The organism is Arthrobacter sp. R-11 (genome assembly GCF_049913155.1).
Classification (GTDB): domain Bacteria; phylum Actinomycetota; class Actinomycetes; order Actinomycetales; family Micrococcaceae; genus Arthrobacter.
In genome coordinates this window covers 836,329-850,018 of record NZ_CP183979.1, presented here as the reverse complement: position 1 = coordinate 850,018, position 13,690 = coordinate 836,329, and the positions used below count along the sequence as shown (strand labels likewise).

Sequence of the window (13,690 nt, the reverse complement as noted above, 5' to 3'; positions counted from 1 at the left end):
GAACCATGAAGAACCGCAGCAGGGCGCTTGCCCTTGCCGTGCTGATCGCCACCGCCGCCTCAGGCTGCGCGGCGGGCCAGAGCCAGCCGGGCAACAACGCTTCGGCAGGCCCGGTTACCGAGTCCGCGCCGCAGATCGTGAAGTCCGGCTTCACCACCAAAGGCGGCAACGTCAACGTCCTGATGTCTTCGGACTTCCAGACCCTGGATCCCGGAAACAGCAACTACGTCCAGACGGCCAACGTCGGCCAGCTGTACTACCGCACACTGACCATGGCGAAGGAAACCGCGGGCCAGCCGCCCACCGTGGTTCCCGACCTCGCCACGGACACAGGCAAGGTCTCCAAGGACGGCCTGAGCTGGACCTACACGCTCAAGGAAGGGATCAAATTCGAGGACGGCAGCCCGATCACCTCTGCCGACATCAAGTACGGCGTCGAGCGGACCTTCGCGCAGGACGTTTACACCCAGGCCCCGCAGGAGCTTAACGCAGCGCTCGACGACGGCGGATACAAGGGCCCATACAAGGATCCTTCCGCCGTGCTCAAGGCAGTGGAAACCCCCGATGCGCGCACCGTCATCTTCCACCTGAAGAAGCCGTTCGCAGAGTTCCCGGCACTTGCCTCGCGTTCAAACACGGCGCCCGTCCCGAAGGGCAAGGACACCAAGCTGGACTACACCAACCACCCGGTGTCCTCCGGCCCCTACATGGTGGAGTCCTACAGCCGCGGCAAGTCGCTCAAGCTGGTCCGCAACCCGCACTGGGACCCGGCCACCGATACCAATCGCACCGCCCTCCCGGACACCTTCAGCTTCTCGCTCTCCACGTCCCAGAGCACCATCAGCCAGCAGCTGCTCGCCAACTCGGACCCCAACGCCATCACCCTTGACTCCAACGGCGCAATGCAGACCTCGGACTCGGCCAAGCTGACCGACCCGCAGGTGAAGGACCGCGTGGCCTCCGGCCTGCTCGGCTGCAACGACGTGCTGAGCCTGAACACCGAAAAGCTCAAGGACCCGGACGTCCGCAAGGCAATCGCCCTCGCCCTGGACCGCCAGTCCATCCTGGTCCAGTACGGCGGACGCCGCTTCGGCGAGCTTGAGCAGAGCCCGCTGAACTCGAAGATGGTCGGCTACGCGGACCCGGGCCTGGAGATCGACCCCGCGGGCAAGCCCAAGCTGGAAGAAGCCAAGAAGCTCCTCGAAGGCAAGGACTACCCGAAGACCCTCACTTACGGCTACGCCAACAACCGCGACTCCTACAAGAACACCGGCACCGTGGTCCAGCAGAACCTCAAGGCCCTGGGCATCGACGTGCAGCTCGTGCCGATCCCGGCCCCGAACTACTACTCCGTGCTCGCCAGCGAACAGCTGCCGGACATGGGCCGTTCCGGCTGGTGCGGCGGCGCCGACCCGTCCTCGGTCCGTACCTCGGCAGACCCGATCCTGGGCCCGAACAACGACGGCACCAGCTACGGCTTCTCCAACACCTCCCGCTACTTCGACCCGGAGGTTTCCAAAGCCATGTACCAGCTGCGCAACACGGCCGGCACCTCCGAAGAACTGGGCAAGAAGTGGGCCGAAGAGTTCAACAAGGCCCTGAAGCGCTACCCGATCATCCCGCTCATCCGCAGCCACACCAACAGCGTGGTGGGCTCCAACATCCGCAACGCCCAGGTGGGTTACTTCTTCGGCGGCATCGACCTCTCGATCGTCGGCGTCGAACACTAACCGCCTCATCGCAAAGGAGACGCGGGCCGCCCGGCAGACCCCGGGCGGCCCGCAACCAGCACCATGATCCGTTTCATCCTTCGCCGGACAGGCTCCCTGTTCCTGCTTCTCGTCGCCGTCAGCTTCATCACCTTCACGCTTTTCCAGTTCGGCCCCGCGGATCCGGCGTCCGCGGCCTGCGGCCAGGAATGCACCCCCGAGCGCGTGCAGGAAGCCCGTGTGGCCCTCGGCATGGACCAGCCCTTCCTGGTCCAGTACGTGGAGTACATGCGCGGACTGTTCTCGTCCCGCATGATCGGCGCCCCCGGCGCAGAGTCCCTCTGCCAGTGGCCGTGCCTTGGCAAGTCGTTCCAGACCAACGAAAACGTCTCGGACATCATCGCCCGTTCGCTTCCCTACACCTTCTCCATGGCCATCGGCGCCCTGGTCCTCTGGACCCTCTCCGGCGTCGGGCTCGGCCTCCTGGCCGCCCTGCGCAAGGGCTCCCCGACAGACAAATTCATCGTCGGCGCCGCCTCGGTGGGCGTTTCGCTGCCCATTCCCGTCACCGGCCTGTTCCTGCTGCTGGTGTTCGTCAACCAGTTCCACCTGCTGCCGTTCACCACCAACGAGATCAACAGCCCCTTCGGTGCGCAGGGGCCGTGGGCCTGGCTCCTGAATTACCTCCTGCCGTGGATCGCCCTCGCCGTGCTGTTCAGCGCCTCCTACATCCGGGTGACCCGCACCAACATGATCGAGACCTTCGGCGAGGACTTCATCCGGACCGCCCGCGCCAAGGGCCTGGCGCCGCGCACCGTCACCTTCAAGCACGGCGTGCGCGCCGGCATCACCCCCGTGGTGACCATGCTGGGCATGGACATCGGCCTGCTCCTTGGCGGCGCCGTACTGACCGAACAGATCTTCTCGGTTCCCGGCCTCGGCTTCACTGCCGTCCGCGCGGCCATCTCCGGCGACCTGCCCGTCACCATGGCCATCACCATGCTGGCCGCCTTCTTCGTGATCGTCGCGAACGTCGTCGTCGACCTCGCCTACGCAGCCATTGACCCCCGAGTGAGACTCCAATGACCCAGCCCAGCCAGACTTCCACGCCAAGCCCCCTGGCCTCCGGCAGCACCAAGACCGGTGCTTTCCTGGAAGTCCGGAACCTGTCCGTGAAATTCCCCACCGACGACGGCGTCGTTTCCGCGGTGAACGGCATGGACTTCACACTCGAACGCGGCCAGACCCTCGGCATCGTGGGCGAATCCGGTTCCGGCAAGTCCGTCACCAGCCAGGCGCTCATGGGCCTGCTCAAGGGCACCTCCGCCCAGGTCACCGGGGAGGCGCTCTTCCAGGGCAAGGACCTGGTGACGCTGCCCGAAGCCGGCATGCGCCAGCTCCGCGGGCGCAACATCGGCATGATCTTCCAGGATCCGCTCTCGGCGCTGCACCCCTTCTACACCGTGGGCCACCAGATCGCCGAGGCGTACCTGGTGCACAACAAGGCGAGCAAGAAGCAGGCCCGGGCCGCCGCCGTCGACATGCTGGGCAGGGTGGGAATCCCCAGCCCGGACATGCGCTTCGACGAGTACCCGCACCACTTCTCCGGCGGCATGCGGCAGCGTGCCATGATCGCCATGGCCCTGATCTGCGAGCCGGAACTGCTGATCGCCGACGAGCCCACCACGGCACTTGACGTCACGGTTCAGGCCCAGATCCTGGACCTCATGTCCGAGCTCCAGCAGGAAACGAACTCGGCGCTGATCCTCATCACCCACGACCTCGGGGTTGTAGCAGAGGTGTGCGACGACGTGCTGGTCATGTACGGCGGGCAGTGCGTCGAGTCCGGACCGGTGGACGAGATCTTCTACGACACCCGGCACCCATACACGCTCGGCCTGCTCAAGTCCATGCCCACGCTGACCACGAAGTCCGGCCGGCTGAACCCGATCCCCGGCCAGCCGCCGTCGCTCCTTGCCCCGCCGCAGGGCTGCATCTTCAGCGCGCGCTGCGAGTACGCGGCCCTCGCCGGCCACGGCGTCTGCGAATCGCAGCGGCCGCAGTTCACCAGCGAGGACGGGCACGGCACACGCTGCCACCTGGGCCTCCCGCAGATCCTCAGCATCCGGAATCCCCGATAGGACCACCATGGAACAGCACGCAATTCTCCAGGTGGAGAACCTCCAGAAACACTTCCCCATCAAGACCGGGCTGTTCGCCCCGGGCGGGAAGCGCACCGTCAAAGCCGTCGACGGCGTCTCGTTCAGCCTCGAACGCGGCAAGACTTTGGGGCTCGTGGGTGAGTCGGGCTGCGGCAAGTCGACCACGGGCCGCATGATCGCCCGGCTGATGGACCCCACCGGCGGGCGGATCGTCGTCGACGGCGTGGACATCAGCGAACTGCGCGGCCGGGACCTCTACCATTTCCGGCGCAAGGTGCAGATGATCTTCCAGGATCCCTTCGCATCCTTGAACCCAAGGCAGAGCATCGGAACGGCCATCGCGGCACCCATGGTGGCGCAGAAGGTCACCCCTCCGGGCGGCCTGAAAAACCGGGTCAAGGAACTCCTCGAGCAGGTGGGCCTCAAGGCCGAGCACTACAACCGCTTCCCGCACGAGTTCTCGGGCGGCCAACGCCAGCGCGTGGGCATCGCGCGGGCCATCTCCTTGAATCCGTCCGTGATCGTCTGCGACGAACCGGTGTCCGCGCTGGACGTCTCGGTGCAGGCCCAGGTGGTCAACCTGTTGCAGGAGATCCAGCAGGACACGGGGGTTTCCTACATCTTCATCGCGCACGACCTCTCGGTGGTCCGGCACATTTCGGACCAGGTTGCGGTGATGTACCTGGGCAAGATGGTGGAGCAGGGTTCCCGCGACGAACTGTTCGCCAATCCGCGCCACCCTTACACGCAGGCACTGCTTTCCGCCGTCCCCCTGCCGGACCCGCGGCAGGCCCGCGCCCAGGAGAAGATCCGGCTCCGCGGCGATCTGCCCTCCCCGGCGAATCCGCCCAGCGGCTGTGTCTTCCGCACCCGCTGCCCGTTGTTCAGCACCCTCGGCGAGGAACAGCGGCAGCTTTGCATCGGCGACGTCCCGGCCCCCGCCGTCGCCGGCTCGCCGGCCTGCCACCACACCACTCTGGCGAGCCCGCTGGCCGCCGGTGTGCAATAGACCCATCAACAAAGGAGCATCATTGTGAAAACCTTGATCCGCGCCGCCCGGCCCTGGGGACAGGCCCTGAGCGACGTGAGTATCGTTGCGGACAAAACAGGCGGCAAGATCACCGCCGTCGAGCCGCATGACCCGGCCCGCCCGGCCGGGGACGCCACCGTCGTCGAGGGCCGCGGGCGCCTGCTGGTCCCCTCGTTCTCCGATGTGCACGTGCATTTGGACTCCACCCGGATCGGCCTGCCGTTCCGCGAGCACACAGGCGCCCCCGGAGTCTGGGCCATGATGATGAACGACCGCCTGAACTGGCGCAATGCCGAGGTTCCGCTGAACGAGCGTGTGCGGGACACCCTGGGCCGCATGATCGCCCGCGGCACCACCCGCGTCCGGTCCTACGCCCAGGTGGATGTGGATTGCAAACTGGAACGCTTCGAGGCCGTCCTGGCCGCCAAGGAGCACTTCAAGGGCCAGGCCGACGTCGAAATCATCGCCTTCCCGCAGGCCGGCCTGCTCCGCGAAGAGGGCACGCCCGAACTGCTCGAGGAGTCCCTGAAGGCCGGTGCCACCGTGATGGGCGGCATCGATCCCTGCACCCTGGACCGCGACCCTGTGAAGCACCTGGACATCGTGTTCGGCCTCGCCGAAAAGTACCAGGTCCCGATCGATATCCACCTGCACGAACCCGGCGAGCTGGGCGTCTTCAGCACCGACCTCATCCTGGAACGCACCCGCGCCCTCGGCATGCAGGGCAAGGTCACCATTTCCCACGCTTACCAGCTGGGCAGCATCAACGAAGCCACCACCCGCCGGCTCATCGACGAGTTCGCCGAGCTCGACGTGTCCCTGGCCTCCGTTGCCCCAGGCTCGGCCGGCGCCGCGGGCCAGCTGCCCATCCCCCTGCTCTCCGAGGCCGGCGTCCGCCTGGGCCTCGGCCAGGACGGCCAGCGCGACTACTGGTCCCCGTACGGCAACACGGACATGCTGGACCGCACCTGGCAGCTCGCTTTCACGCACGGCTTCCGCAAGGACGAACTGATCGAGCACTGCCTCGCGATCGCCAGCATCGGCGGCGCGAGCATCCTGGACCCGAACGCCACCCGCCTGAAGGGCACGGCCCACCGCCCCGGCGTCGACGTCGGAGACCCGGCGGAGCTGCTCCTGGTCGACGGCGAGACGGTCGCCTCAGCCGTGATGGACCGCGGCAAGGACCGCACGGTCCTCCACCGCGGCCAGGTAGTGGCGGACCAGCTCGAGCTCGTCTAACCCCTCCCTCACAGCGCGAACGTACACTTGAGGCCCTGGATCCGGCGGATTCAGGGCCTCAACTGTACGTTCGCGCTGCTTGTTAGCTCCCGACGGCGGACGGTTCCTTTTCGCGGTCAACGGCCTCACCGGCGTCGACCACTGGTCCGTTGACGGCGAGGAATCCGGCCGCAGCCACCAGCAGCGCCACGACGGCGAGCATCACGAAGCTCGGCGCCCAGGCCCGGCTCCATTCGTGCAGCAACCCGGCGGCCAGCGGACCCAGCGAGGCCACCGCGAAGCCCAGGCCCTGGCTCATGGCGGACAGCCGGCCGGCGGTGCGCGGACCGGAGGAACGGATGACGATCAGCGCCATGCCGAGGCCGAAGGGCGCGCTCTGCACGAAGCCCAGGACGCCGACCAAGGGGAACTGGAGCCCGGCGGGAGCTGCCAGGACACCGAGCAAGGCGGCGGCGATCAGGATGCCCAGGCCCGGTGCCATGAGCCTGAGCACCGCGGGCTTTCCGGCAAGCACGGGGACCAGGAGCCCGGCGGGCAGGCCTGCGAAGCTGAACCAGGCCAGGAGCGAGGCAGCCTCGCCCGGGCCCAGGCCCTTGGATTCCAGGAACACGGCAAGCCACGAGGTGACGGCGAAGTACAGCAGTGCCTGCAGGCCGAAGAACGCAGCAACAGCCCACGCGGTGCGCTGCTTCCGCAGGGGGATCCTCGCCGCAGCTAGACCACCGGTTTCCGGGCCTCCGGCAGAACCGGACCGGGTCGGACCTTGCCGGACGGCTGAACCCACCATCAGTGCACCAACCACCGCTGGCACAGCCCAGATCGCCAAGGCCCCGGCGAGGCTGCCGCCAAGCGCCGCCTGCAGGGGCTGGACCAGTCCTGCCCCAAGCGCGGCACCCAGGCCGAAGCCCATGGTGCACAACCCGGTCCACCAGCCGGTGCCGTGGTATTCCTTGACGATCTGCGGCAGCAGCACGCTGGCCGCCATGATTGCCGCCCCCGCGAGGAAGGTGCCGGGGAAGATGAATCCGGGAACCAGGGCACGGGCAGCAAGGGCGGCGGCGAGCACCAGGAGGGCAACCCCGACGGCCCATCCGGTTCCGAGCCACTTCGCCAGCCACGGGCCAAGCGGGGCGGATATCCCGAATGCGAGCACGGGCAGCGCCCCCAGGACCGGAAGGAGATGCGAGTCCACTCCGTATCCGTGTGCGAGCTTGCCCATGACGGCGGCCATGGTGGTGATGGCGGGCCTCAGGTTGATGGACACCAGGAGCAGGGCTGCCATGACAGCCGCGGCGGACCACGCCACGGCCCGCTTGCGGACTGGCTGCCGTCGTGTGCTCATCGTTCCCCCTAATCTTACTTGGTATACCAAATAAGATTAGGGGGCGAATCTAGCAAAGTAAATGACAGTCCAAGGCGTGATCAGATATGACTTCTCATGGGAGTTGGGATACCAGAGTGTCAGATCGCTTTCCCCGGATTCATGATGCCCGCCGGGTCAAAGATCCCCTTGATCTGCCGTTGGAGTTCACGGACGGGCGCGGGCAGTTCCAGGCCCAGCCAGCGCAGCTTGTACTGGCCCACGCCGTGCTCGCCCGTGATCGTGCCGCCCAGGCGCAGGCCCACGTCGATGGACTCGTCCAGTGCTTCGTTGAGCCGGCGCACGGTACCGGCGTCGGTCAGTTCGTCCACGCGGTCCGCCCAGAACGTGGGGTGCAGGTTCCCGTCGCCGGCATGCGCCACCACTTTCAAACGCACGTCATGGCGGGCGGCCATGTCCTCCAACGCGGCGACGAAGTCCACCAGCTTCGAGCGGGGCACGGCGATGTCCTCGCCCACCCGGAATTCGTCGTCCACCTCGGTGCCGCGGCTGCTGCGCCGCATGTCCACGAGGCGTTCGGCTTCCTCGCTGGCTTCGGTGGTCACCACCGCTCCCCCGGCGGCGAGGACCTCCCGGACCACCTCCGCTTCGGCGGCCGCGCCGAAACCGTCGGTCTGGACCAGTAGCAGGGATTTTCCCCGTGCCAGCAGCCGTGTGCCGTTAAGCTCGTCCAACTGCTCCAGGCTGCCATAATCCAGGAGTTCCATGATGGCCGGCTGCACGCGCGCTTTCCCGACCGCCAGCACTCCGGCGGCCGCGCCGCGGAAGTCGGGGTAGAAAGCCGCGATCGTCTGGATCTCGCGGGACAGGTAGCGCAGCCGCACGGTCACCCCGACCACGATCCCCAGGGTCCCTTCCGAGCCGACCAGCAACGCAGTCAGGTCGTACCCGGCGACGCCTTTGAAGGTCTGGTGCCCGGTGTGCAGGAGCGAACCGTCGGCCAGCACCACGTCAAGGGCCAGCACCGAATCACGGGTCACCCCGTACTTGGCGCAGCGCAGCCCGCCCGCGTTGGTGGCCACATTGCCGCCGATCGTGGAGATCCGGTAGCTCGCCGGGTCCGGCGCGTACATCAGCCCGTGTTCCGCGGCAGCCTCGTTGAGGTCGGCGTTAATGACACCGGGTTCGACGACGGCGGTCTCGTCTTCGGGGTTCAGCTCAAGGATGCGGTTCATCCGTTCGAGGCTGAGCACGATGCAGCCTTTGACGGCGTGCGCCCCGCCGGATACCCCGGTCCCGGCGCCGCGGGGGACGATCGGCACCCCGTATTTGGTGCAGGTGCGCGCGACATGCTGCACGTCCTTCACCGATTCGGCCCACACGACGGCGAGCGGCAACTGCCAGTCCACCACCGGGCCTTGGTCGATCGAGTAGGTGGACAGTGTGCCGCCGTCCGCGGTGATCTGTGCCGCGGCCAGGCCGGCGGCGAGTTCTGCCATGAAGCCGGCCGGCGCCCCAGTGGGGCTGGCCGCTGCGTTGATTTCCTGTGATTTCCCGGCTGCTGCCGTCTGATGTGACAAGGGTGATTCCTCACATGCGCACCGCGGACTTGCCAAGCCGGCAGTCTTCGCAGTGTTTCAGTGCCAACCAGTTTAACCTGCGGGAACCGGCGGGAATCTTCCCGGGAATCTCCCGGGGAATCAACCCAGCAGCCACACCGCCGCCGCCGGACCCGCCGCGCGCAGCCGGGTGCCGCCGTCGCCGGAGGCACTCAGGCCGATCCGCCCGACGGCGAGCGCGGCTCCGGTGTCCGCAGGGGCTCCCGCAGGAAGCAGTCCCGCCTGAAACAGTCCCGCCGGGAGCAGCCCCGCCGGGAAGACGATGTCGGCCTCGTCCCGGGTGGCGACCACCAGCGCGGTGGTTCCCGCCAGTTCCCGCACGAAGGCGAGGGTGCCGCCGTCGGCGTGCAACCAGCGCAGCGAACCGGTGCGGAGGACCGCTTCGCGGCGGAGCGCGCCGAGCGCGGAGTAAAGGCCGCGGAGGTCCTGCACCATCCGCTCCGGTTCGTCCCAGGGCATGGGCGTGCGGGAGTGTTCGCCGTTCATTCCTTCCAGGCCGAACTCGTCCCCGGCGAAAACCGTGGGCATGCCCGGCAAGGTGAAGGACAGCACGGCCGCAACGGCCTGTCCGCCGGGGAGCATTGCGGTGGCGGCCCGGGCGGTGTCGTGGGTGTCGATCGCCACCAGGCTGTGCAGCCGCACGTTCCAGGGGTAGGCCGCGGCGAAGTCGCGGTATTCGGCCACGAACTGTGAGGCCGGGATCCGCGGCGGGCACGGCAGGGGTGAGCCGAAGAAGTTCACCGCGGTCCCGTCCGTCAGCCACGCCCACAGCGGGCGGGTGAAGGACGCGTAGCTCATGGAGCCGTGGTAGGCGTCGCCCTGGAAGTCCGGGGCGGCGTCGTTGGTGGATTCGGCCACGAGCAGCGCATCCTTGCGGGCCTCCAAGGCCGTCTGCCGCACAAGTGAGCCCACCTCCCGGTTCCAGTCGGCGGCGCCCAGCCGGCCGGTCATGTTGCCCACGTCCACCCGCCAGCCGTCCAGCTTGAACGGCTCGGCGAGCCAGTGGGCCACCACGGATTTCGGGCCTTCCACGAATTCGCGGCGCAGCCCGTCCGAGGCCCAGTCGAGCTTGGGCAGGCTCGGCACGCCCCACCAGCTTTCGTAGCCGCCGCCCGTATCGAAGTAGTAGAAGGAACGTTCCGCGGCGCCCGGATCTGCGAGCGCCGTGCGGAACCATTCGTGGGTATCCCCCGTGTGGTTCGTGGTGAGGTCACCGATCACCTTGATGCCGCGCTCATGGCAGGCCTGCACCAGGCGGATGAGTGCTTCGTCGCCGCCCAGCAACGGGTCCACCCGGCGGAAGCTTTCAGCGTCGTAGCGGTGGTTCGACGCCGAGGGGAAGAAAGGGGTGAGGTAAAGGATCTCGACGCCGAGCCCGGCCAAATGGTCCAGCCGCTCCCGCACGCCGTCGAGGTCGCCGCCGAAGAACTGGAGCGCGGTGTCAGGGCCTTGATACTCGACGGCGGCGTCCCAGTCCGCGGGCACGGCCCAGTCCGGCGCGGGGCGGGCATCCGCCGCCGCGGAACGGGCGAAGCGGTCCGGGAAGACCTGGTACATCACGGCCCCGGCGGCCCAGTCCGGGCCGGCTTCGGCCACAGACAGGCGGAAATCCTGGGCGTCAGGGACGTCCTGCGAGTGCACGCCTGCGGCGTTGAGCCACAGCACGCTGCCACCGGTTTCGGTCAGCAGGAAGCGGTAGCGGGCCAGCGGGTTGACGGCCCGGAGCTCGGCCTCCCACCAATCCCAGCCGTCCGCTCCGTGCGGAAGCTCCAGGCGGCGGGCCTCGGTGAAGCGCGCCTCGCCGTCCTCGACCGTCCGCAGCCAGACGCGTTCGACGGCGGCGGGCCGCCCGCCGTCGAGCGTTCCGTCCGTTCCCGCAGAGCTTCCGCCCGCCCACGTCCGGACCCGCACGCGGGTGGTCCCGCCGAGCGGAACCGGGCCGTCCTGCAGGTAGAGCGGGGAGCCGTCGTGGTGGGCTTCGAAACCCAGCATGCTCATCTTTTGACCGAACCTCATCCCTTGACTGAACCGGCGGAAAGGCCGGAGACGATGTAGCGCTGCAGGAACAGGAACAACGCCATGACCGGAAGCGCGGCCAGCACGGCGCCGGCGGCGAACACTCCCCAGTCCTCGGTGCGCTGGTTGGCCACGAAGGAATACAGTCCCACCGCGAGGGTCTGGCTGTTGGGGTCAGTGAGCACCACGCTGGCGATCACGAATTCGCTGCTGATGCCGATGAACGTCAGCAGGCCCACCACCGCAAGGATCGGGGTGACCAGGCGCAGGATGATGCCGAAGAAGATCTGCACGTGGCTGGCGCCGTCCAGCTTGGCCGCTTCGTCCAGGGACCGCGGCACGGTGTTGAAGAAGCCGTACATCAAGTAGGTGTTCACGCCGAGCGCACCGCCCAGGTAGACCATGATCAAGCCGAGCTGGCTGCCCAGGCCCAGCGCAGGGATGATCTCGCCGATGCCGCTGAGCAGCAGGAAGATCGCGACGACGGCAAGCAGCTGCGGGAACATCTGCAGCAGGAGCAGGCTGAGCAGACCGGCGCGGCGGCCGGTGAAGCGCATCCGGGAGAAGGCATAGGCGGCGAGGGCGCCGAGGAACACCGATGCCCCGGAGGTCACGAGGCCGACCACCATGGTGTTGACGAACCAACGGCCGAAGGGGCGCTGTTCGTTGCCGAACAGCTTGGCGAAATTGTCCCCGGAGAACTGGCTGAAGAGGGTGGCCGATCCGGCGAGGGTTCCGGTGGAGTTGAAGGCCGCGGAGAGCACGTACAGCAGCGGGAACACAGCGAAGATGCTCGTGGCCACGCCCACCAGGTGGCGCCAGCCCTTGTCGCGGAACCAGCGCGGGAAGGAACGGCGGGATTCGGTAGCAACAGTGGTGCTCATGTCAGTTCACGTCCTCGAGGGCCTTGGTCTGCTTGAAGCTGATGGCCGAAATCGCGGCCACGATGATGAAGATGACAATCGCCAAGGCGCTGGCCAGCCCGTAGTCCCGGCCTGTGCCTACGCCGAAGGCGCTTTTGTAGACCAGGGTGATCAGGATGTCCGTGGCGCCGATGTCGCGGGTGGTGTCCTCGAAGCGGGGCCCGCCGCTGGTCAGCATGTAGATGACGTTGAAGTTGTTGAAGTTGAAGGCGAAGGAGGAGATCAGCAGCGGCGCCACGGAGACCAGGAGCAGCGGCAGCTTGATGGAGCGGAAGATCCGCCAGGCGCTGGCACCGTCCATGCGGGCCGCTTCGTCCACGTCCTCGGGCAGCGACTGCAGTGCCCCGGTGCACACCAGGAACATGTACGGGAAGCCGAGCCACAGATTGACCACCAGCACGCTGATCTTGGCCAGGAACGGGTCAGTCAGCCAGCCGATGTGCGCGCCGCCCAGGAGGGCATTGTTGATGAAACCGAATTCGGGGTTGAGCAGGCCCGCCCAGACCAGTCCGGACAGGAAGGCCGGGAAGGCGTAGGGCAGGATCATGATGATCCGGTAGATCTTCTTGCCCTTGAGGTCGCTGCGGTTGAAGGTGATGGCCAGGAAGAGCCCTAGGGCGAAGCACAGCAGTACCGACACCACTGCGAAGGTGAACGTCCACAGAGTCACCGAGAGCAGGGGCCCGCGCAGCTCCGGATCGGTGAAGGCGGTGACGAAGTTCTTGAAGCCGACGTCGATCTTCCAGCCCGTGGCGAGTTTCTCGCCGGTGTCGGAGACGAAGTCGCCCTGTCCGGAGTCCCGGTAGATCTTGCCGGAGTCCGTGTCGGTGAGGGTGTCCGCGGCCTTGTCGTAGACCATGTTCGAGCGGAAGACGTAGGCATTGCTGCCATCCTGTGTGCGGAGGGTGCCCGCTCCGGGATCGTCCGAAAGCGGCACCACCAGGCCCAGCACGTCCTTCTGGTGCGCCACGATTTCCTGGAAGGTGAGGGTCCGGTACCCGGCCAGTTCCTTTGCCTTGCCGGTGGAATCCTTGACGGCGCCGGCGGCATCCTCGAGTTTGGATTCCGTGGTGCCGAGCTGCGCCTCACCCTCCGGGTTCGTGACCAGGAGGTAGTAGCTGCCGCCCTTTTCCAGGATCGAGGTGCGGTAGGCCGGGGAATCGGGAACCCGCTTCTGCGAGGAGGTCAGGATCGAGGAGACCGCGTCTTCCTTGCTGCCGTTGTGCCCGTCGCCGTAGTTGGTGAAGGCGATGTAGCCGGAGAACACCACCACGAACACCTGGAACACCAGCAGGAACAGCACGCCGGGAGCCAGGTACTTGGCAGGCAGCCCGCCCGGGCGCAGGTAGATCCAGTTGATGGCGACGGTCACCAACGCCGCGATGGCCAGCACCGCCCAGGACTGGCTAAGGAACAGGGCCGTGAGAACATACACGGCAACGGCATCCACCAGGCCAAGCAGGATGATCTTGGCGAGCGTCCCCTTCCAGGAGTCCGGGCCGCGGCGGCTTGCCGGCAGGACCCGCCGGGGGCGCGGCGGCGCAGGCTGCTGCGTGCCGCCGTCGGGCATCGCCTCAAGGGCGGACTTGGCTGTAGGGGGCATGGAAGATTCCTTCAATGGGAGTGTCTGGCGTGCGACGGCGGAGGTCGCCAAGGCGCCTCCGTCCGGCG

At 67.3% G+C, this 13,690-nt stretch carries 10 protein-coding genes; 5 read left to right on the top strand and 5 right to left on the bottom strand.

Features of this window, described 5'->3' with window-relative positions; genetic code table 11:
- Nucleotides 1–5 precede the first annotated feature (5 nt).
- The 5 genes from ACN9M4_RS03840 (at nt 6) to ACN9M4_RS03820 (ending at nt 6,140) form a co-directional block, all read left to right on the top strand.
- Nucleotides 6–1,730 carry an ABC transporter substrate-binding protein gene (locus ACN9M4_RS03840; RefSeq protein WP_426302245.1) on the top strand — a complete coding sequence of 575 codons (1,725 nt, stop codon included), beginning with the start codon at nt 6–8 and terminating at the stop codon, nt 1,728–1,730.
- Nucleotides 1,731–1,793: 63 nt separating this feature from the next.
- The gene (locus ACN9M4_RS03835) at nt 1,794–2,795 is read left to right on the top strand and encodes an ABC transporter permease (RefSeq protein ID WP_426302244.1); all 1,002 of its coding nucleotides are present in this window, start codon (nt 1,794–1,796) and stop codon (nt 2,793–2,795) included.
- The gene (locus ACN9M4_RS03830) at nt 2,792–3,850 is read left to right on the top strand and encodes an ABC transporter ATP-binding protein (protein ID WP_426302243.1); all 1,059 of its coding nucleotides are present in this window, start codon (nt 2,792–2,794) and stop codon (nt 3,848–3,850) included. Before ACN9M4_RS03835 ends, ACN9M4_RS03830 begins: the two co-directional genes overlap by 4 nt.
- Before the next feature lie 7 nt (nt 3,851–3,857).
- A complete protein-coding gene (locus ACN9M4_RS03825; protein WP_426302242.1) occupies nt 3,858–4,880 on the top strand; it encodes an ABC transporter ATP-binding protein in 1,023 nt (340 codons plus the stop codon).
- 24 nt (nt 4,881–4,904) lie between these two features.
- A complete protein-coding gene (locus ACN9M4_RS03820; protein ID WP_426302241.1) occupies nt 4,905–6,140 on the top strand; it encodes an amidohydrolase family protein in 1,236 nt (411 codons plus the stop codon).
- An 82-nt stretch (nt 6,141–6,222) separates the two neighbouring features.
- Here ACN9M4_RS03820 and ACN9M4_RS03815 read toward each other — a convergent pair whose 3' ends face one another.
- The 5 genes from ACN9M4_RS03815 to ACN9M4_RS03795 form a co-directional block, all read right to left on the bottom strand.
- Nucleotides 6,223–7,482, bottom strand: a complete 1,260-nt coding sequence (locus tag ACN9M4_RS03815; RefSeq protein ID WP_426302240.1) for an MFS transporter — start codon at nt 7,480–7,482, stop codon at nt 6,223–6,225.
- A 119-nt stretch (nt 7,483–7,601) separates the two neighbouring features.
- Nucleotides 7,602–8,960, bottom strand: a complete 1,359-nt coding sequence (locus tag ACN9M4_RS03810) for an FAD-binding oxidoreductase (protein WP_426303379.1) — start codon at nt 8,958–8,960, stop codon at nt 7,602–7,604.
- A gap of 201 nt (nt 8,961–9,161) precedes the next feature.
- A complete protein-coding gene (locus ACN9M4_RS03805; protein ID WP_426302239.1) occupies nt 9,162–11,078 on the bottom strand; it encodes a glycoside hydrolase family 13 protein in 1,917 nt (638 codons plus the stop codon).
- A 14-nt stretch (nt 11,079–11,092) separates the two neighbouring features.
- A complete protein-coding gene (locus ACN9M4_RS03800) occupies nt 11,093–11,980 on the bottom strand; it encodes a sugar ABC transporter permease (protein WP_426302238.1) in 888 nt (295 codons plus the stop codon).
- A gap of 1 nt (nt 11,981) precedes the next feature.
- Nucleotides 11,982–13,622 carry an ABC transporter permease subunit gene (locus ACN9M4_RS03795; RefSeq protein ID WP_426302237.1) on the bottom strand — a complete coding sequence of 547 codons (1,641 nt, stop codon included), beginning with the start codon at nt 13,620–13,622 and terminating at the stop codon, nt 11,982–11,984.
- Nucleotides 13,623–13,690 lie beyond the last annotated feature (68 nt).

Excerpts from the sequence above, each read along its gene's own strand:
- ACN9M4_RS03840 (WP_426302245.1), top strand. The coding sequence starts at position 6 with ATGAAGAACCGCAGCAGGGCGCTTGCCCTTGCCGTGCTGATCGCCACC.
- ACN9M4_RS03835 (WP_426302244.1), top strand. The coding sequence starts at position 1,794 with ATGATCCGTTTCATCCTTCGCCGGACAGGCTCCCTGTTCCTGCTTCTC.
- ACN9M4_RS03830 (WP_426302243.1), top strand. The coding sequence starts at position 2,792 with ATGACCCAGCCCAGCCAGACTTCCACGCCAAGCCCCCTGGCCTCCGGC.
- ACN9M4_RS03825 (WP_426302242.1), top strand. The coding sequence starts at position 3,858 with ATGGAACAGCACGCAATTCTCCAGGTGGAGAACCTCCAGAAACACTTC.
- ACN9M4_RS03815 (WP_426302240.1), bottom strand. The coding sequence starts at position 7,482 with ATGAGCACACGACGGCAGCCAGTCCGCAAGCGGGCCGTGGCGTGGTCC.
- ACN9M4_RS03810 (WP_426303379.1), bottom strand. The coding sequence starts at position 8,960 with ATGGCAGAACTCGCCGCCGGCCTGGCCGCGGCACAGATCACCGCGGAC.
- ACN9M4_RS03805 (WP_426302239.1), bottom strand. The coding sequence starts at position 11,078 with ATGAGCATGCTGGGTTTCGAAGCCCACCACGACGGCTCCCCGCTCTAC.
- ACN9M4_RS03800 (WP_426302238.1), bottom strand. The coding sequence starts at position 11,980 with ATGAGCACCACTGTTGCTACCGAATCCCGCCGTTCCTTCCCGCGCTGG.
- ACN9M4_RS03795 (WP_426302237.1), bottom strand. The coding sequence starts at position 13,622 with ATGCCCCCTACAGCCAAGTCCGCCCTTGAGGCGATGCCCGACGGCGGC.